This is a genomic window from Dactylosporangium salmoneum (assembly GCF_039532525.1).
Taxonomy (GTDB): Bacteria; Actinomycetota; Actinomycetes; order Mycobacteriales; family Micromonosporaceae; genus Dactylosporangium; species Dactylosporangium salmoneum.
The window spans coordinates 1-19,859 of record NZ_BAAARV010000108.1; the positions used below are offsets into that span (position 1 = coordinate 1).

The 19,859-nt window shown below is 71.3% G+C and carries 12 protein-coding genes and 1 pseudogene; 6 read left to right on the forward strand and 7 right to left on the reverse strand.

The window, feature by feature from the left end; genetic code table 11:
• Window positions 1-139: 139 nt before the first annotated feature.
• A pseudogene (locus ABD352_RS49690) lies at window positions 140-1,584 on the reverse strand (IS481 family transposase); the annotation flags it as partial.
• 194 nt (window positions 1,585-1,778) lie between these two features.
• Between ABD352_RS49690 and ABD352_RS49700 the strand changes: the two are divergent.
• A complete protein-coding gene (locus ABD352_RS49700) occupies window positions 1,779-2,144 on the forward strand; it encodes a hypothetical protein (protein ID WP_344619659.1) in 366 nt (121 codons plus the stop codon).
• Window positions 2,145-2,201: 57 nt separating this feature from the next.
• Here ABD352_RS49700 and ABD352_RS49705 read toward each other — a convergent pair whose 3' ends face one another.
• Complete coding sequence (locus tag ABD352_RS49705) at window positions 2,202-3,911, reverse strand: IS481 family transposase (protein WP_344619660.1); 1,710 nt, start codon at window positions 3,909-3,911, stop codon at window positions 2,202-2,204.
• Window positions 3,912-4,583: 672 nt separating this feature from the next.
• Here ABD352_RS49705 and ABD352_RS49710 point away from each other — a divergent pair.
• The 4 genes from ABD352_RS49710 (at window position 4,584) to ABD352_RS49725 (ending at window position 11,726) form a co-directional block, all read left to right on the forward strand.
• Window positions 4,584-4,916, forward strand: coding sequence for a CU044_2847 family protein (locus ABD352_RS49710; protein WP_344619661.1), 333 nt, complete (start codon window positions 4,584-4,586; stop codon window positions 4,914-4,916).
• A gap of 41 nt (window positions 4,917-4,957) precedes the next feature.
• Window positions 4,958-9,088 carry a hypothetical protein gene (locus ABD352_RS49715; protein ID WP_344619662.1) on the forward strand — a complete coding sequence of 1,377 codons (4,131 nt, stop codon included), beginning with the start codon at window positions 4,958-4,960 and terminating at the stop codon, window positions 9,086-9,088.
• Between the two features lie 760 nt (window positions 9,089-9,848).
• Complete coding sequence (locus ABD352_RS49720) at window positions 9,849-10,007, forward strand: hypothetical protein (protein ID WP_344619663.1); 159 nt, start codon at window positions 9,849-9,851, stop codon at window positions 10,005-10,007.
• Between the two features lie 1,488 nt (window positions 10,008-11,495).
• On the forward strand, window positions 11,496-11,726 hold the full coding sequence (locus ABD352_RS49725; protein WP_344619664.1) for a hypothetical protein: 231 nt from the start codon (window positions 11,496-11,498) through the stop codon (window positions 11,724-11,726).
• A gap of 38 nt (window positions 11,727-11,764) precedes the next feature.
• On the opposite strand, the gene ABD352_RS49730 is transcribed toward ABD352_RS49725, so the two are convergent.
• The 5 genes from ABD352_RS49730 to ABD352_RS49750 form a co-directional block, all read right to left on the reverse strand.
• Window positions 11,765-12,508: an SDR family NAD(P)-dependent oxidoreductase gene (locus ABD352_RS49730; RefSeq protein WP_344619665.1), complete on the reverse strand. Its 744-nt coding sequence runs from the start codon at window positions 12,506-12,508 to the stop codon at window positions 11,765-11,767.
• Window positions 12,505-15,228 (reverse strand): FAD-binding and (Fe-S)-binding domain-containing protein, encoded by a 2,724-nt coding sequence (locus ABD352_RS49735; protein WP_344619666.1) that lies wholly within the window; start codon window positions 15,226-15,228, stop codon window positions 12,505-12,507. The genes ABD352_RS49730 and ABD352_RS49735 overlap by 4 nt, the downstream gene beginning before the upstream one ends.
• Entirely contained in the window at window positions 15,225-16,232 is a 1,008-nt protein-coding gene (locus ABD352_RS49740) for a zinc-dependent alcohol dehydrogenase (protein ID WP_344619667.1), read from the reverse strand. The genes ABD352_RS49735 and ABD352_RS49740 overlap by 4 nt, the downstream gene beginning before the upstream one ends.
• A gap of 84 nt (window positions 16,233-16,316) precedes the next feature.
• Window positions 16,317-17,192: an SMP-30/gluconolactonase/LRE family protein gene (locus ABD352_RS49745; RefSeq protein ID WP_344619668.1), complete on the reverse strand. Its 876-nt coding sequence runs from the start codon at window positions 17,190-17,192 to the stop codon at window positions 16,317-16,319.
• Complete coding sequence (locus ABD352_RS49750) at window positions 17,189-17,968, reverse strand: IclR family transcriptional regulator (RefSeq protein ID WP_344619669.1); 780 nt, start codon at window positions 17,966-17,968, stop codon at window positions 17,189-17,191. Before ABD352_RS49750 ends, ABD352_RS49745 begins: the two co-directional genes overlap by 4 nt.
• 132 nt (window positions 17,969-18,100) lie before the next feature.
• Between ABD352_RS49750 and ABD352_RS49755 the strand changes: the two genes are divergently transcribed.
• Window positions 18,101-19,816 (forward strand): IlvD/Edd family dehydratase, encoded by a 1,716-nt coding sequence (locus ABD352_RS49755; protein WP_344619670.1) that lies wholly within the window; start codon window positions 18,101-18,103, stop codon window positions 19,814-19,816.
• The last annotated feature ends 43 nt before the right edge of the window (window positions 19,817-19,859 follow it).

Here is a 19,859-nt window from a genome sequence, read left to right on the forward strand (position 1 = left end):
AACGACACGAACACCTCCGCCGCGAACGCCTCCAAACGTTGCCGCACCACCGAAAGCTCATCAGGGGGCACCGACACATGAAACTACCCACACCCGCCCAGCGACCCCACGACACGCCGAACCTAACAAAGCGCTACTAGTCCAGACGGACGGTGACGCGACGCCCGGCGAAGTGGCTGCCGACCGGGTGCTGACGGCCAGCCAGACCGATCAGGCCGGTGGCATTGACCAGCCGGTCCACCTCAACCGCCACGCCCGGTCGGGCCGGTGCGGCCGGCAGTGGTGACGGTCCGGCGGGTAGGCCGCCGTCGGCGTGCAACTGCTGCAGGTGAGCGGCGGTCAGCCGGGACGGCATCTTGAGCCGCACGTCGCCCTTGAGCAAGTGCACGACGGTGGTGTCGGCCCACAGCGTGATGGCGCTGCCGGCATACGCGGGGCCGAGCCAGAACTGCTGGCCGCACACGCCGAGGTTGCCCGACGCCGGGACGACCCTGGTCAGCTGCACGGCCAGGTTGACCGGGTCGACGCCGTTGGCGGACATGACCAGCGGCGGCAGCACCGGCGCGTCGCGGGTCGCGGGGCTCAATGCCGCTGGCGGCGAGGGTTCCGGGGCGGGCGCCGTCGTGAGCGAGGCGGGCACCCGCAGCGGCAGGTCTGGCTGGTCCGCGCGCGGGCCGAACCGGTCGGCCGGAAACGCCATGCCCAGCGACTGGTGCGGCCGGTTGGTGTTGTATTCGCGGCAGAAGGCGTCCATGGCTGCCTGCGCCGCCTCCACGCTCGGCCACACCGGCACGGTGTCGAGCAGCTCGCGTCGCAGGGTCTGGTGGAACCGCTCCACCTTGCCCGTCGTGGTGGGCGAGCGGGGCTTGGTGTTGCGGGCGATGATGCCGTTCTCCCGGCAGATCCGCTCGAACAACACCTCACCCGGGCGGGGCTTGGTGAACCAGCCGGTGAACTGCTTGCCGTTGTCGGTGAGCACCTCCTCCGGGATGCCGAAGCGGCGCAACGCCGCCACGAACGCCAGACACACGGCACTGCCGGTGGGTCGGCGCACCACGGTGGCGATCACGCAGTAGCGGGAATGGTCGTCCACCCCGGTGATCACCTTCGCTTCGGTGCCGTCGGCGAGCATGATGCCGCCGACGATGTCCATCTGCCACAGCTCCATCGGCCGGTCGCGCTGCCAGCGGGTGTAGTCCTGCCGGCGACGACCACGCGGCACCGCGTCGACCAGGCCGTGGCGCAGCGCACCCGGTAGATCGTGCTCAGTGATGGGATGGGGCCGGGACAGCCGTTACGGCCCAGCTCGAACTCGATGCGCCGCTGCCCCCAACGCGGATGCTGCCGGCGCAGCTCACAGATCGCCGCCTCGACCTCCGGCGACGTCTGCGCTGGATGTGCATGCGGCCAGTGCGAGCCGTCCGACAGGCCCTCCAGGCCCAGCGTTCGGTACCAGCCCAGCCAGCGGTGCACCGCTTGCCGGGATACTCCGAACCGCTCGGCGACCTCGGTCACCGGAACCCCGGCTTCGACTTCTAGCACGGCGCGGTACCGCTGTTCCGTCATGGTCAACTCCACCAGCACTCGGCGGAGTGTCACGCATCAAGTGAAGTCAACCTGTAACGGATCAAGCGGAGTACGACAGGGTGCCCGGCCGGTGCCTGGTCTCACATGAGGCTTGACGGAACGGCCTCGGACGATCCTTGACACCAGGTCATGATCGAATAGTGGCCTTCGCGCTAGAAGTGATCGTACGGCGGCGCGGGAAGGATGAGCTCATGGATGCTGAGTCGGTGCCCGCTGCTCGGACGATTCGAGATCGTGAAGCTGTCGAGCATGTTCTCGGTCGCCCCCTGGACCGGGAGTGGCCCGCCGTTGCGTTAGCTCCAGGCACCCGGGTGCAGGTCGTCAAGGACACCGAGTGGGACGGGCCTTGGCGGGTGGAGTTCTTCGCGGTGATCGATTCGGTCGGCGCACCGGAGCCGGTCATGCATGCCGCTGCTCGCCCCGGCGAGTTGAAGTACTGGGTCAGTTTCGACCAGCCGCAATTCGATGCTGCCGGCGATGGTCCGTATCGCGGTGCTCAGATCTGGGGTAGGTACCTGCAGCCGGTGTTGCCACCGCCAACGGAGCAGGATCACTGACGCCTTGGGTAGGAACGGTCACCGATCCCGTGATCTGGTGGTGGGCCTTGGTGCGGTTCAGGTTGGTGGTGCTGCGGCGGGGGCGGCTTGGATCGGCGTGTCGTTGTCGTAGACGGTGACGGTGTGCTCGTCCAGGACGACGGAGACGAGTTTGCGGGCGTAGACCTTGCCGACTTGGATCTTCTGGCCGCCGACCTGGATGCTGCCGTTGACCGACACGACCCGCTCCACGTCTGGCGCGGCGGCTGGTGGCGGGACGGTCGAGGCGGGTCGGGCGTCGCGGATGCGGGCGCACGCGCTGGGCGGTAGCGGGCAGCGCAGAGTACGGCGCAGCTGGTTGTGCTCGTCGATGACGTGCAGCAGGATGCCGTCCAGGCGCAGGCGGACGCGTTGCCCGGCCAGGGGCATGCCGACGCTGATCTGCCGGCCGCTGATGCTGATCCCGCCGCAGGCGTTGACGATCCGGTCGACCTCCACGGCCGGCGCGTGCGGTGCCACGGCGGGCAGCGGTGACGGGCCGGCGGGCCGGCCACCGTCGGCCAGCAGGCGGGCCAGGTCGCGTTGGGACAGCCTCGATGAGCAGCTCTTGACCCGGGCTCCGTCCCGGGTCAGGACGTGGAGCCGGTCGGTGTCGGCCCACACGGTGATCGGCAGGCCGGCGCGGGCCGGCCCGAGCCAGATCTGCTGCTGGGCGATCATCAGGTTGCCCGAGGCCGGCACCACCCGGTCAACCTGCACCGGCTGAGACCGGCCAACCACCGTCGTGGACGCCTGATCGGCCGACTCCACCGGCGCCGGCGGTGAGGAAGGGGGCACCAGCCCGGACGGGATGCGCAGCGGCAGGGCGATGGCGTCGGTGGTGTCCCGGTCCGGACCGGGCCGGTGGAACCGGTCGGCCGGGAACGCGTCATCAATGCCCTGATGCGGCCGCTGATAGTTGTACTCCGCCACGAACGCGTCCACCGCCGCCTGAGCGGCCTCCACGCTGGGAAATATGCGGCCGGTCAGACACTCACCGCGCAGACTCTGGTGGAACCGCTCCACCTTCCCCGTCGTGGTCGGCGACCGGGGCTTGGTGTTACGGGCCACGATGCCGTTCTCCCGGCAGATCCGCTCGAACAGCACCTCACCCGGACGCGGCTTGGTGAACCGGCCGGTGAACTGCTTGCCGTTGTCGGTCAACACCTCACCCGGCACCCCGAAGCGCACCAGCGCTGCAGCAAACGCGGCACACACGGCCCGGCCGGTGGCCCGCGGCACCACGGTCGCGATCACGCAGTACCGGGAATGATCGTCCAGCCCAGTGACGACCTTGGCTTCGCTGCCGTCGGCCAGCAGCACGCCACCGACGATGTCCATCTGCCACAACTCCATCGGCTGCGGCCGTTCCCACCGCTGGTAGTCCTCCCGCCGCCGCTTCCTCGGGATTCCGGCAACCAGGTTGTTGCGCCGAAGAATCCGGTACACCGTCGCCCGGGCCGGCAACGGGGACACACCCCGGCGGCCAACCTCGAACCGCAACCGCCGCGGCCCCCACCGCGGATGATCCCGGCGCAGCTCGCACACCAACGCCTCCACCGACGCGTCCACGCGGTGCGGGCAATGCTGCACCCGGTGCGACCGATCCTCCAACGCCCTGACCCCGCCAGCCTCATACCGGGCCAACCAGGAGTGCACCGTCTGGCGAGAAACGCCATACCGGGCCGCAACTTCCGTCTTCGGGGTGCCGCCCAGACACTCCATCACCGCGTGGAACCGTTGCTCCATAACGCTCAACTCCGCAAGTCCCACCCGGACCCTCCCGCCTGCATTCACAAGCGAAACGAGGACCAGGCCGACCGGGTGTCAAGCATCAGCCGAGGCCGCGATGTCAAGCATCAACCGGAGTCAGACAAGGGTGCCCGGCCGGCCACGTGCAAACTTTCTGTACGTCTTCAAGGCGGCCCGGAACGGGCCGCACGCGCCGCCGCCTGGGCGCCAGGCCGTCGGCTCGCTTGGCCGCTCGCCTCCGGCCGGCCGAGAGCCCGGTGGCTGGCGCGGTCTGCGTGCTCGGCGGGCCGCCGGATGTCCGCGCCCGGGGCGGCGGCGCACGAGTGTGCCGGGCCGCTTCTCCAGGGTCAAGGGCGCTTCGCGTCGCACGCGACGGCCCTGCGGGCCGCCCTTGACCCCGGAGCCTCGGCGGCCCTTCGGGCAGGTGTGGCGGGCAGGCCGGTGGCCTGCCCTCACAGATGCGCGCGCCGCCGCCCCAACCGCTCGCTGGTGCCGCGCGTGCGCCGGGTGTTGGGTGTCAAGGCAGCGTTGACACATGCATCGCTGGCCCGGTGCTGGTGTCAATGGTCGTGCGGACGGGTTGTGCGGGCGTTGGGGTGTGTTGTACCGGATGATGATCGGGTACACCGGTCGATGCGTGGTGTCGGCAGTCGAGTGCGGAGGTGGGTCGTGGTGGATGGTCGGCCGCGGCAGGTGGTGCGGTACGAGCTGGAGGATGGGTCGCAGGTACGGTTCGAGATCGCGCCCACGCCGGGGTTCGAGGACGCGGCGGGACCGGATCGGGTGGCGGGGCGGGTGCGGGATGCGGCCGGACAGGCGTTGAAGGCCGCGGCGGAGGTGCTCGATCAGGTGCGGGAGTACGGGCCGCAGGAGGTTGAGGTGAAGTTCGGGTTGAAGGTCAGTGGGAAGGCTGACTGGTTGTTCGCGTCGGCGTCGGCTGAGGGCAATTTCGAGGTGACCTTGAAGTGGAAGCCGGCCGTGGTTGAGGCGTCTGCGGGATGAGCGAGGTGCGGGGGCCAGGTGCGCACCCATGGACGTTGGCCGTGGTGCGGGATGAGAAGCGGTTCGTGCCGGTCGGTACGGCGGTGGCGATCGGGCCGCGGACGGCGTTGTCCTGCGCGCATGTGGTGCTGAAGGATCTGGACGATCCGGCGCGCATGGCGTTGGACGAGCCGGTGTGGGTGGCGTTTCCCCAGGTCGCTTCGGCGTGGAAGCAGCGGCGGCGGGTGGTGCATGTGGACTTCGACGCCGATGATCCGCAGACGGCGGACGTGGCGGTGCTGCACTTGGACGAGGACGTGCCGACGGGGGTTGAGCCGGCCCGCTTGCGGCTGTTGGACCCTGCCGTGTTGCGGGATCGGCGATGGTGGGCGTTCGGGTTCCCGGCCTCCAGTTCGAGCAACGGCAACGATGCGTTCGGCACGGTCGGCACGGTGCTGGCGAACGGCTGGGTGCGGCTGGATACCGGGTCGCGGTATGTGGTGGAGCGAGGATTCTCCGGCGGTGGGTTGTGGCTGCCGGACTATCAGGCAGTTGCCGGGATTGTCGGGAAGGCGTTGACCGGGGGGCGACAGGAAGGTGACGCCCAGGCGTTGACCCTGTTCCAGGCGGATGTGTTCCTGCCGCAGGCGAAACTGCGGGTGGTAGCGGGCTGGGCGGCCCCGGACGCCGGTCCGGCGGCGATGGCGGCGTGGGGCTGGCAGCTCGCCGACGATCCGGAGGCCGGTCGGCACTGGCGTCCGCGCGGGCGCGGGGTGATGGCCGAGCACGAGCCGGGGTACCGGTTCGCAGGCCGCACCGCGGCACTGCGGGAGATCGTCGGGTGGCTGGACCGGCCGACGCCGGATGGGCGGGTGCTGGTGGTGACGGGGTCGCCGGGGGTCGGCAAGTCGGCGGTGCTGGGCCGAGTCGTCACGACCGCCGATGCCGCGTTGCGGGCGCAGCTGCCGGGCTCAGACGGTGGCGTGCGGGCGGTGGTGGGGTCGGTCGGGTGCGCAGTGCACGTGAAGGGCAAGACGGCGCTGGACGTGGCGGTCGAGATCGCCCGGGCGGCCGGGGTGGCGTTGCCGGAGCAGGTGGAGCAGCTGCCCGGGCTGCTCCGCCAGCGGTTGGCGGCGGAGCCGGGACGGCGGTTCAACCTGGTGATCGATGCGGTGGATGAGGCGTACAGCCCGGCCGAGGCACGGCTAGTGCTGGCGGAGGTGATCGTGCCGCTGGTACAGGCGTGCGGGCCGGTCGGGGTGCAGGTGGTGTGCGGCACCCGCCGGGCGGACGGGGCCGGCGAGCTGCTGCGGGCGCTGGCCGGGGCGCAGCACGAGATCGATCTGGATGATCCAGCGTTCTTCGAGCTGGCTGACCTGGTGACGTACGCGGAGGCGTCGTTACGGCTGGTCGGGGCGGAACGGCCCGGCAACCCGTACACGGATGCGGCGGTGGCGGCGCCGATCGCTGCGCGGATCGCGGCCCTGGCCGACCGGAACTTCCTGATCGCCGGGCTGGAAGCCCGCCGGCGGGGCCTGAACGACACCGTCGCCGTGCACCCGGCGGCCGTTACTCTGACCGCGACCGTGGACGCGACCCTGCAGGCCTACCTGCAGGCAGTGCCAGCCGTGGTCGGCGTGACGGCACGGGACGTGCTGACCGCCCTGGCCTATGCGGAGGCGCCGGGCTGGTCGAGCCGGCTGTGGCACACCGCCACCGCCGCCCTTGGCTACGAGGTCGCCGAGCCAGACCTGGATCGGTTCGCCCGGACGGCGGCCGCCAGCTTCCTGGTCGAGACCACCGCGGGCGACGTTGAGACCTCGACGTTCCGGCTGTTCCACCAGGCCCTTAACGACGCCTTGCTCCGCGACCGCGGCCGCGGCGGCGTCCGCACCGATGAGCAACACCTCACACATGCCTTCCACGCCCTCGGCCGCGAGCTTGGCTGGGCCGAACCGTACCTGGCCAGGTCCCTGGCCCGGCACGCCGACCGAGCCGGGCTCATCGACACCCTCCTGACCGACGACGGCTACCTCCTGCATGCCGACCTGCTGCGACTGCTGAGACCGGCCAACCACGCCCGCACCTCCCTCGGCTGGCAACGCGCACGGATGCTGCACCTCACCCTGCCCGCCGTCACCGCCGCACCGGCCGAACGCGCCGCCATGTTCAGCGTCACTTGCGCCCTCGAATGCCTCCCATCCGTCACCCTGCACCCACGCGCCCCCTACCACGCCCAATGGGCCGCTGCCGAACCACGCGCTGAACTGCGTCGACTCACAGGCCACACCAGCTGGGTGCGGGCGGTGTGCCCGATCGAGGTCGACGGCCGCACCCTGCTCGCCACCGGCAGCCACGACCGGACGGTACGGGTGTGGGACCCGGCTACCGGCACCGAACTACGCCGACTCACCGGCCACACCGATCGGGTGCGGGCGGTGTGCCCGATCGAGGTCGACGGCCGCACCCTGCTCGCCACCGGCAGCCACGACCGGACGGTACGGGTGTGGGACCCGGTTACCGGCACCGAACTACGCCGACTCACCGGCCACACCGATCGGGTGCGGGCGGTGTGCCCGATCGAGGTCGACGGGCGCACCCTGCTCGCCACCGGCAGCGGCGGGATGGTGCGGGTTTGGGACCCGGCTACCGGCACTGAACTGCGCCGATTCACCGGCCGCACTGGTGGCGTGTGGGTGCTGTGCCCGGTTGAGGTCGAAGGCCGGACACTGCTCGCCACCGGCGACGATAGGACGGTGCGGGTGTGGGACCCGGCTACCGGCACCGAACTACGTCAGCTCACCGGCCACACCGGCGGGGTGGATGCGCTGTGCCCGGTCGAGGTCGACGGCCGGACCCTGCTCGCCACCGGCCACGCCCGGACGGTGCGGGTGTGGGACCCGGCTACCGGCACCGAACTACGTCAGCTCACCGGCCACACCGATCGGGTGCGGGCGCTATGCCCGGTCGAGGTCGACGGCCGCACCCTGCTCGCCACCGGCAGCCGCGACGGGACGGTGCGGGTGTGGGACCCGGCTACCGGCACCGAACTACGCCAGCTCACCGGCCACACCGGCGGGGTGGATGCGGTGTGTCCAGTCGAGGTTGACGGCCGGGCCCTGCTCGCCACCGGCAGCGACGACAGGACAGTACGAATGTGGGACCCGGGTACCGAACTGCGCCGGCTCACCGGCCACACCGGCTGGGTGGATGCGGTGTGCCCGATCGAGGTCGACGGCCGCACCCTGCTCGTCACCGGCAGCCACGACTGGGCGGTGCGGGTGTGGGACCCGGCTACCGGCACCGAACTACGCCAGCTCACCGGCCACACCGACCGGGTACTAGCGGCGTGTGCGGTCGAGCTCCAGGGCCGGACCCTGCTCGCCACCAGCAGCGGCGGGACGGTACGGATCTGGGACCCGGCTACCGGCACCGAACTACGCCAGGTCACCGGCCACACCGGCTGGGTGCTAGCGGCGTGTGCGGTCGAGGTCGACGGCCGCACCCTGCTCGCCACAGGCAGCCGCGACGGGACGGTGCGGATATGGGACCCGGCTACCGGCACCGAACTACGCCAGGTCACCGGGCACACCGGCTGGGTGGATGCGGTGTGCCCGGTCGAGGTCGACGGCCGCACCCTGCTCGTCACCGGCAGCCACGACCGGACGGTGCGGGTATGGGACCCGGCTACCGCCACCGAACTACGTCGGCTCACCGGCCACACCGGCTGGGTGCTAGCGGCGTGTGCGGTCGAGGTCGACGGCCGCACCCTGCTCGCCACTAGCAGCGGCGGGACGGTACGGATCTGGGACCCGGCTACCGGCACCGAACTACGCCAGCTCACCGGCCACACCGATCGAGTGCGGGCGCTGTACCCAGTCCAGGTCGACAGCCGCACCCTGCTCGCCACCGGCGACGACGGGACGGTGCGGGTGTGGGACCCAGGCACGGGCCAACTCATCTACCGCGTTCCCGTTCATCACGGGAACAACGGCATCGGCGTGGTCGCCGGCAAGCTGGCTCTAGCACTAACTGCGGGCGTCCTCGTCATCGATATCACACCTGGTATGCAGGAATGGGCCGGGCCGAGGCCTCGCCGCATGTACGGCCACGGAGTACAACAACCGTTGCAGCCGAACCCGACCGAATCAAGCCTGCCTGAGCCGTCCAGCGCCGAACGATCCCAAAGCTGAACTGTCCAGCGGGTAGTTCGCATCGAGAGGATCGGACGAACGCCCCGAGCAGCATCGGGATGGCAGCACTGAGAAAACGGGCCCGCCACGCTCCTGAGCCCACGACACGCCGAGCCACAGCACGTGTTGCACGTCACATAGGCCGTGCTCAACCACCATTGCATCGCCGGCGACGTCTGCGATGCAGACCGGTGCGCCAGACGGAGGCCCATGACGCTCCGTAGCGGAGCTGCGCATCCAAGCCCCAAAGGTGTCCAGCAATGCTCGGAGTCCGACGTGCACGCCGAGACATGCAGGTTCATGACAGTTCAGTCCAGTGCAGCCCCGGAGGATTTTGGTCGGCAATAATCGACAATCATCTCCGTAACTCCGGGTAACTGATTTCATGTCCACAGACTCCAATGCGGCGCCTAGCTAGTGGTGTACGTAAGCGCGAAACGAGTACAGACAGGTTTCCCTGTAAGGGATTTCCGATGTCGCTTATTGACCAGAGCGCCTGCCCTTGAGCAATGCAGCCCCGTCACCGACTGTGTAAGCTTCCGGACGACAAAGAGGGGACGACGCACTTGCGCCATCCCCTCATCCATCCCATGCGCCCGCGAGGGCGCATCGTCGTAGGCGGCTGGCCCCCGCACTACGGACCCGGCAACAATAGCTTGCGTCAAGGCGTTCGCGACGGACGCAACGCAAGCTTCCGGGGATGCGCTCACGTGGGTCCAAGCACCGAAAGGAACCCATGACCTCCACCTCCATGCCTTCCATGCCCTTCGAGGACGGCATCTCCGCACACCTCGCCCTGGTCCTGATGGCCTGTGTTGCCATCGCGGGCGTCGCGTGGCACTGGCCCACCACTACCGAGCCAATCGCTGTGGGGATGGGCTGCTTCCACGTGCTGTACCAGGTAATCCGGCGCCGCTAGGACGGACGTGAGGGTGCGTACCGGCGTTTCGGTGCGCACCCCCACGGGTTCGATGCACCTCGCCACCGGCGCTACGCCGAGTGGGCGCCGAAGTTCCCGCCGGGCCGCGATCGGCCTGTACATCCGCGCAGCTCACAGCACCACGGCAGATCGAAGGCTACTCAGCCTCCGGAGGCGGATACATGGACGTCGAGGCAAGTGGTTGACCGAGTTTCCGCAGGCCACGCCCATAGCTCCGCATGGACCGGAGCGATGTGCCGCCCAACGGGGAACGACCTCTTCGGTGTGAACAACGTCCGTCGATCAGCGGCACCTGCCCGAGCGGCATTTATTTCTGGTCGCGGCCATGGTCCTGGTCGGTCTTAGTGGGTCTCGCAGAGCCTGGGTTGCAAGATCTTCTCCAGGATCTCTCCTGGTCTTGCCGAACTTGCGACCTCTTGACCCCCAGCACCGTCAGACGGCCTGTGGCACCTGGCGGTCGTGGAAAACGACCTGGTTGGGGCTGCTGTGCGTGTTGGTCTGGGTCGGTCTGCGGCAGTCGCTTGTGCAAGATCGTCTCCCAGATTTCTCCCACCACCGCCGCCGGGGGGCGTTCGGGTCGGTTCGTTCGACTCGGCTGTCGTCTCCGGGTCCAGGGCCGGAGGCCCTGGTCGCCACCGGCGAAATCGTGGTCATGCTTGGAGTTCTCCTTCAGCCTGGTGCGCATGCCCAGCGTTGGCCTCATCGGCGAACGCTGGGCATCGTCATGTTGGGCTGAGGGCGCGCGTCTGCCGGGGCCGCTGCGCCGTGAGCGAAGCGGCAGGCGCAGCGGATCTCGGCGGACGCGCAGCGGCCGACACCGAAGGCCGCCTTGAAGACGGACAGACAGTGCGCGCCCGGATCGGAGAAGCGCATGCCGAGTGTGAGGACTCGGGACGCCGCCCCCGGACATAACCGAAATCGTATCGCATCGGAACTCGCGGCGCAGACCACGGCAAATCGGCGGCAACGAAACCGAGTGGAGCCACGTTGCCGCAGCTAACGCTGCGGGCTCTATACGGTCTTCAAAACCGAGGTGGTCCGGAATCCGGGCCAGGCGGGTTCGATTCCCGTCCGCCTCCGCCAACCAGCGTCTTCGCTACCGCACCGTCGGTGAACTGGGCAAATATCGTCCATCGGAAGCGGCGACTCATCGCGGGCGAGGGTCTCACCGAGTCCCACCGATACCGACGGGATCTGACTGGGCGCGCCAAATACGCCCCAGAGTTTGCACGAGCCACTGAGGCCGCTCGCGCTGGCCGATCGCTGAGCTGGCGAGCCGGTCGTCCACCGGCGCTCCACCACCGCCACAAGCGGCAGCGAGTCGCGCACGCGGACGAGACGCCCTACATCCGATCTGGGCGCGAACATTCCGCACGCCTTCGAGGCGGCCCTTCGGGCCGCTGCGCGCCCACTCGGGGACTCGCCGCGCCTGCCGCTTCGCTCAGGGCACAGCGGCCCGTGCTGGTCATGGGCCATCTGTGCCCGGACTCGGCCATGATGGTCAGCCGGTCCACGGTCACGGTGCAGCTGAGCCAGCCGGACCTGGTACTCCGGCGGCGCCCCCGCTCCGGCTCACCCCGGCTGACGTTCGCTGCCGCCGCGATCCGCTTCTACCTGCAACACCCCGAGCAACGACCCGCCATCGGTACCCCGGATGGCTACGCCCGGCCCGAGGCCGCCGTCCACGAAGCTCCGTGACACGAGTGGCAGCCACCAGCCCGCCCTCCATGCGTTGCCTACTTGCGCAGGCGCAGGCCCTGCATGCCGCCGTCGACGGCCAGGCTCGTGCCGGTGGTGGCGCCGGCCTGCGGGCTCGCGAGGTAGGCGATGGCGGCGGCGACCTCGTCGGCGGTCACCAGGCGGCCGGTGGGTTGGCGGGCGTTGAGGGCGGCGCGTTCGGCGGCCGGGTCGGCGGCGTTGGCGAGCAGCCGGTTGATCCAGGGCGTGTCGGCGGTGCCGGGGTTGACGCAGTTGACCCGGATGCCTTCGCCGAGGTGGTCGGCGGCCATCGCGAGGGTGAGCGAGACGATGGCGCCCTTGGTGGCCGAGTACAGCGCGCGCTGCGGAAGCCCGGCGGTCGCGGCGATGGAGGCGACGTTGACGATCGCCGCATGGGACGAACGTCGCAGATGCGGCAGGGCGGCGCGGGTCACGCGGACCATGCCCTGGACGTTGACGTCGAAGACCCGGGCCCACTCGGCGTCGTCGTTGTCCTCGACGGTGCCCTGGGCGCCGATGCCGGCGTTGTTGACGACGATGTCGATGCCGCCCAGGTGCTCGGCGGCCGCGGCGATCGCGGCGCGCACGGAGGCGTCGTCGGTCACGTCGGCGCGGTAGCCGGTCAGGGGCTGCTCGACCTCGGGTTTCAGGTCGAGGACGCCGACGCGGGCGCCACGCGCGGCGAGCAGGCCGGCGGTGGCCAGGCCGATGCCGGAGGCGCCGCCGGTGACGATGGCGGTGAGGCCGGTGAGGTCGGTCATGACGTTGCCTCCAGGAGCAGTTCGAGCAGGTGGTGGTAGGTCCGGCCGGTGGACCGGGTGAGGCCGATCTCGCAGGTGCGGTTGACCGAGGCGTGCGCGGCGAACTCGCCGCGGGTGACGGCGTCGGCTTCGGCACGGGTGGCGGAGGCGGTCAGTTCGGGGTGCAGCAGGCCGCGGTCGCCGGCGAAGGCGCAGCACTGCCAGTCGTCGGGGACGACGACGCGGTCGGCGACGGCCGAGGCGATGCGGTGCAGGGCGTCGTCGATGCCGAGGCGGGTGGAGCTGCAGGTGGGGTGCAGGGCCAGCGACGGCAGCCGCCGGGTGGTCGTCAGCTTCGGCAGGACGTGCGTGGCGACGAAGCTGACCGCGTCGAGCACCCGGACGTCGGGCAGCAGCCGGTGGAAGCCCTCGGTGCAGGAGGCGGCGTCGCTGATCACCGGCACATCGGTGCCGGCGAGTGCGGCTACGACCTTTGCGCGCATGATGTCGTAGCCGGCGGGCAGTCCTTTCGACGACCACGGCGTGCCGCAGCACAGCCCGGCGATGCCGTCGGGCACGCGCAGCCGGATCCCGGCGCGGGCGGCGAGTTCCTGCACGGCGGCCATGACGCCGGGGCCGCCGGCCGCCGGGCCGAACATCGTGTTGAGGCACGACGGGAGGTAGACCGCGTCCGCGTCCGGCGACGGGACCGGTCGGCGGCGGGTGCCGCCGGCGGGCAGGTCACGGCTCCACCGCGGCAGGGCCGGGGCCCGGGTGACCGCCTCGACCAGTCCGGCGGGCGGGATCCTGGCGGCGTCGAGGGCGAGGTCCATCGCCCGGGTCGTCGCGTCCCAGTGTCGGGCGGCGGTACGCCACACACGTTGCGCGGCGCGCCCGTTGCCCTCGGCGCGCAGGCGCTTGGTGAGGTCGCCGGTGTTGATGCCGACCGGGCAGGCGGTGGCGCACATGCCGTCGACCGCGCAGGTGTCCACCGCGTCATAGCGGTACTCGCGTTCCAGCTCGGCGGCCAGCTCCGGGCCGGCGGCGGCCATCTCGCGGCGCAGCACGATGCGCTGGCGGGGCGTGGTGGTCAGGTCCCGGCTCGGGCAGACCGGCTCGCAGTAGCCGCACTCGACGCACCGGTCGACCTCGGGCTCGACGGTGACGACGGGTTTGAGGTGGCGCAGATGGGCCTGCGGGTCGCCGGTGAGCAGCACGCCGGGGTTGAGCAGGCCGCCGGGGTCGCAGGCGCGTTTGACCTCGAGCATGACCGTGAACAGTTCGTCGCCGTACTGGCGGCGCACGAAGGGTGCCATGACCCGGCCGGTGCCGTGCTCGGCCTTGAGGGTTCCGCCGCGGTCCAGGACCGCGCCGACCATCTCCTCGGTGAATTCGGCGTACCGCTGCACCTCGGTGCCGGCGCCGAAGCGCTCGTTGAGCATGAAGTGCAGGTTGCCGTCCTTGGCGTGGCCGAAGATGACGCTGCGCTCGTAGGCGTGCCGGTCGAACAGGTGGTGCAGGTCGTCGCAGAGCCCGGCGAGGGCGTCCACCGGGACGGCGACGTCTTCGAGGAGTGCGACGGTGCCGGTGGGCCGGTTCCCGGCGACGGTGGCGTAGAGGCCCTTGCGGATGTGCCACAGGGCGGCCCGGCCGGCGGGGTCGCGGCTGAGCCGGGCCGGGGCGGCGAGCGGGAGGCCGTCGAAGAGCGCGTGCGCGGTATGTTCGCGGTCGGTGAGGTCGTCGGCGTCGGCGCGCTGCCACTCCACCAGCAGGGCGGCCTGCCGGTCCACGGTGAGCGTGCGCAGCAGGTCGTCGGCGGCCGGATCGGCCTGGGCGACGCGCAGCGACTCGGCGTCGAGGAGCTCGACGGCGGCCGGCCCGGCGGCGACGAGCTCGGGCATGACCGCCATCGCCTCGTGCAGGTTCGCGAAGAGGAGCAGTCCGGTGCCGGCGTGCGGGTGGACCGGGACGGTGCGGAAGACAGCCTCGGCGACGAACCCGAGCGTGCCCTCGCTGCCGATGACGAGGTGGGCCAGGATCTGCGCCGGGCCGTCGTGGTCGAGGAAGCTGTTGAGGCCGTACCCCATCGTGTTCTTCATCGCGAACTGCGCGCGGATGCGCCGTACCGAATCCGGGTTGGAACGGACCCGGTCACGCAGCCGCAGCAGCGTCTCGGCCAGCAGCGGCTCGGCCGTGTGCAGGTGGGCGTCGGCGTCCGGGCGGCCGGTGTCGACGACGGTGCCGGAGGGCAGCACGAGCGTCATCGACTCGAGGGTCTGGTAGGTGTTGGCGTGCGTGCCGCAGGTCATGCCGCTGGAGTTGTTGGCGACGATCCCCCCGATCGTGCAGGCGGTCTCGCTGGCCGGGTCGGGCCCGAGTCTGCGGCCGTAGGGGGCGAGGCGGGCGTTGACCTGCCGCAGGACGGCGCCCGGCTGGACCCGGACGCGGGCGCCGTCGTCGAGGACCTCGATGCCGCGGAAGTGCCGGCGGGTGTTCATGAGCAGCTGGTCGGTGCCGGCCTGGCCGCTGAGGCTGGTGCCGCCGGAGCGGAAGGTGACGCCCAGGCCGAGCCCGGCCGCCGCACGCATCAGCGCCGCCACCTGGCCGGCGTCGGTGGGCACGAGCACCGCCTGCGGAGTGAGCAGGTAGTGCGAGGCGTCGTGGGCCATGCCGAGCCGGTCGATGGCCCGGGTCAGCACCGAGCCCGGTGCCGCGTTCTCCAGTCCGGTGAACGGGGTCATCGCCGCGGGTCCACGAGGATCTTCGGACCGGCTCCCGCACCCGGGGGACGGTTCCCGGCGAGCACGCTGACGATCTCCTCGAGGCTGACGGTCGCGGCCACCAGCGGCCGCGGGTCGACCGCCGCGCTGCCGTACGCCGATATCGCGCCCTCCAGGCCGGCGGATGCGCCGAGGATGCCGATCGCGGTGACGTCCTTGAGCACGACGGTGCGGGTGTCGACGGCGCTGGGCGTGCCGGACAGTCCGATGTAGACGACGCGCCGGCCGGGCTCCACGAGCTCGACGGCGAGGGCGGGCATCCCGGCGCCGTTGGTGGCGTCGATGACGCCGTCCCAGGCGAGGTCGGGCAGCGTCGGGCGGGTCCAGGCGTGCTCGAAGCCAAGGTCGGCGGTCAGCGGCTCGGGGCGCAGTCCGAGGAGGTGGACCTCGGCGCCGCGGGCGCGGGCGAACATGGCCGCGAGCAGCCCGATGGTGCCGGTGCCGAGCACAAGCAGCCGTTCTCCGGCCTCGATGGCGGCGGCCGCGACCGCGCGCAGCGCGTTGCCGCCCGGCTCGACCAGGGCGCCGAGGGTCGCGTCCACCGTGTCGGGCAGCGGCTTCAAGGAAGCGGCCGGGAAGGCCAGCCGCTCCGCGAGGGCTCCCGGCAAACCGCCGGCGATGCCGAGTTCGCGCATCTCGGCGCAGACGTGGTGCCGGCCGGCGTGGCAGCGCCGGCAGTGCCCGCAGGCGATCATCGTGTCGCCGGTGACCCGCCGCCCGATCCACGCCTCGTCGACACCCGGACCGGCCGCGGTGACGATGCCGGCCCATTCGTGGCCGGGCCGCAGCGGGTATGACGAGCGGCCGGTGTGCAGGTAGCTCATCTCGCCGGTGAACAGCTCCGCGTCGGTGCCGCAGACGCCGACCCGCTCCACGTCGATGACGACCTGCCCGGCCGCGGCCGTAGGCTCGGGAACGTCCTGGACCTCGGCCTGACCGGGTCCGGTGAAGACCAGGGCCCGCATCAGCGCGGGCCGCGCGGGGTGCCGGCGCTGATCAGGTCGCCGGGTTCGCGGATATGCAAGGGCAGCATCAGGTTGTCTCCGGGGTCAGAGGGCAGGGTCCCAGTACGGCGCGGCCGGGCCGGTGACGCCGACGCGGGCGGTGAACAGCCGGCCCGAGTCCGGATGCGCGGCGAGGTCGTCGGGCGACAGGTCCTGCCGGGCCGTGGTGATGACCAGGACGTCGAGGCCGGGGCCGGCGAACGTGACGCTGGAGGTGTGCGGCGCGTCGACCTCGACGACGGCGAGCAGGGTGCCGTCGCGGTGGCGGCACTCGACGCGGCCGCCGCCCCACACGGCGATCCACAGGTGGCCGTCGGCGTCGGTGCACATGCCGTCGGGAAAGCCGTCGGTGACGGTGAACAGCTCCCGCCGGGGCCCGGTCGCGCCGGTGTGCGGGTCGTAGCCGCGGGCCCAGACGGTGCCGGGGATGGTGTCGATGCTGTAGAGCTCGCGGCCGTCCGGGCTCCAGGCCAGGCCGTTGGACAGGGTCAGGTCGTCGTCGAGCGTGGTGACGGCGCCGCCGTCGAGGCGGACCAGGACCTCGTGGCCGCCGGGTCCTTCGTGCTGGCGCAGGCTGCCGACGAGGAAGCGGCCGGCGGGGTCGACGGCGCCGTCGTTGAGCCGGCTCGGGCCGCCCTCGGGCAGGACGCGAGCCACCGTCCGGCCGCCGTGCGTGACCGTCTCGCGCTCGGCGACGAGCAGCTCCCCGGTGGCCGAGACGGCGACCGCGCCGACCGTGGCCCCGAACGACCAGGATTCGGCGACGGTGATCGTGTCGTCCGGCTGCAGGCGGCCGGCGAAGACCCGGCCGGGGACGATGTCGACCCACAGCAGCCGCTGCCGGTCCGGGTCCCACACCGGGCCCTCGCCGAGGAAGTACCCGTCCGCGGACGCCGCCCGCGCGGTGAACCTTGCGGTCATGGGCGCTCCGTCTCGCCGGCGACGATCGCGCGGATGGCGGGCAGGTCGTCGACGAGCTTCTCCATCGGGGTGCGGTACACCAGGCCGCTGACGCTGATCGCGCCGCTGGGCACGGTCGGCGAGGTGAGGTACACCGGGACGGCGAGACAGCCGACGCCCGGCTCGTTCTCCTGGTCCTCGACGGCGTAGCCCTGCTGGCGGACCCGGACGAGCGCCGCGTGCAGCTGCTCGGCGGTGGACACCGAACGCTCGGTGCGTGACTCGAGTGGCCGGTCGCCGATCCAGGTGCGGACGGCTTCCTCGGTGGCCAGCGACGCGGCGAGCAGGACCTTGCCGACGGCGGTGCAGTGCGCGGGGTTGCGCCCGCCGATGACCGACGTCAGCCGGACCGCCCCGACCGACGGGTCGAGCTTGGAGCGGTAGACCACCGACCGGCCGTCGAGGACGGCATAGTGGACCGTCTCGCCGTACCGGTCGCACAGCGCGCGCAGGATCGGCTGGACCCGCACGTGGTCCGGCCGGGCCTCGTGGTGGGCGAACGCCAGCCGCAGGAACTCGTCGCCGAGGACATACCGGCCGTAGCCGTCCTGGCCGGCGAACCCGGCGCGGCGCAGCGAGGCGAGGGCACGGTGGACGGTGGGCTTGGCGCTGGCCACCGCCCGGGCCATGTCCTCCAGCCCGATGCCGTCGGGGTGCCTGGCCAGCTCGGCGAGCACGGCCAGGACCCGATCGGATCCGACCAGCCGGCCGTCGGCTTCCGACTCTTCATCCGTCACGGTTCCAGATAGTAGATCTGTGTTCCAATAAATTGAAAGTACTTCCGCAAGACGGGGGCCGTCCCATACGATTGGCGCCACGATTCCGACTTCCGAATCTAGTTTCCGAATATTGGAAAGTTGGAGCATGCGATGGTGGCACGGCGCAGCGCACAGTGGTACGGCGGCGACGATCGCAACAGCTACATCCACCGCGCCTGGATGCGTCGCGGGCTGCCGGCCGACGCGTTCGACGGGCGGCCGCACATCGCCATCGCCAACACCGCCTCCGACCTGACCCCCTGCAACGCACACCTGGACGAGGTGGCCCGCAGCGTCTCCGACGGCATCTACCAGGCCGGCGGCATCCCGCTCAACCTGCCGGTGGTGTCGCTGGGCGAGACGCAGGTGCGCCCCACCGCGATGCTGTGGCGCAACATGGCCGCGATGGCGATCGAGGAGATGCTGCGGGCCAACCCGATCGACGGCGTGGTCCTGCTCGGTGGCTGCGACAAGACGATCCCCGCGCTGCTCATGGGGGCCGCCTCGGTCGACCTGCCGGCGGTGGTGGTGCCGGGCGGGCCGATGCTCACCGGGACCTTCCGGGGTGTGCCGCTGGGCTGCGGTACCGACGTGTGGAAGCTCAGCGAGGAGGTCCGCGCGGGCACACTGTCCGCGGCCGAGTTCCGCCGGTCGGAGTCCTCGATGATCCGCAGCAAGGGCCACTGCAACACCATGGGCACCGCCTCGACCATGGGCCTGCTCGCCGAGGTGCTCGGCATGACCCTGCCCGGCATCGCCGGCACCCCCGCCCCCGACAGCCGGCTGCTGGAGGCCGCCCACGCCACCGGCGTGCTCGCCGTCGAGCTCGTCGACGCCGGCCGTACCCCGGGCGCGGTACTGACCCGCGGCTCGTTCCTCAACGCGATCGTCGCCCTCGCCGCGCTCGGCGGCTCCACCAACGCGGTCGTGCACCTGCTGGCCATCGCCGGGCGGCTCGGCATCGAACTCACCCTCGACGACTTCGACCGCACCGGCTCGGCCGTGCCGCTGCTGGTCGACCTGCTGCCCGCCGGCCGGTTCCTGATGGACGACCTCTACCGGGCCGGCGGCCTGCACGCCGTCCTCGCCGAGGTCCGCGACCTGCTCGACCCCACGGCCCTGACCATCACCGGCCGGCCCCTCGTCGAACACCTCGGCGAGGCCCGCGTCCACGACCGCGAGGTGATCCGCACCCGGGAACAGCCGCTGCAGCCCCGCGCCGGCATCGCCGTCCTGCGCGGCAACCTCGCCCCGCACGGCGCGGTCATCAAACCGGCCGCCGCCTCACCGCGGCTGCTGACCCACCGCGGCCCGGCCGTCGTCTTCGACTCCGTCGAGGACCTGCACGCCCGCCTCGACGACCCCGGCCTCGACGTCACCGCCGACTCGGTCCTCATCCTGCGCGGCTGCGGCCCCAAGGGCTATCCCGGCATGCCCGAGGTCGCCAACCTGCCGCTGCCGGCGAAGCTCCTCGCCGCCGGTGTCCGCGACATGGTCCGCATCTGCGACGGGCGGATGAGCGGCACCGCGTACGGCACCGTGGTACTCCACGTCGCCCCGGAAGCGGCCGCTGGCGGGCCCCTCGCCCGGGTCCGCACCGGCGACATGATCGTCCTCGACGTGCCGAACCGGCGCATCGACGTCGACATCCCCGACGCCGAACTCGCCGCCCGCGAACCGGCCCCGGCAGCCGTGCAGGCGTTCGCGGCACCGCGCCGCGGCTGGGAGCGCCTCTACGTCGACACCGTCGGCCAGGCCGACACCGGCGCGGACCTCACCTTCCTCACCGGCTCCAGCGGCAGCCAGGTCTCCCGCGAATCCCACTGAGAGCGCAGCCTGATGAGCAGCACCCGTACCGCCCTGGTCACCG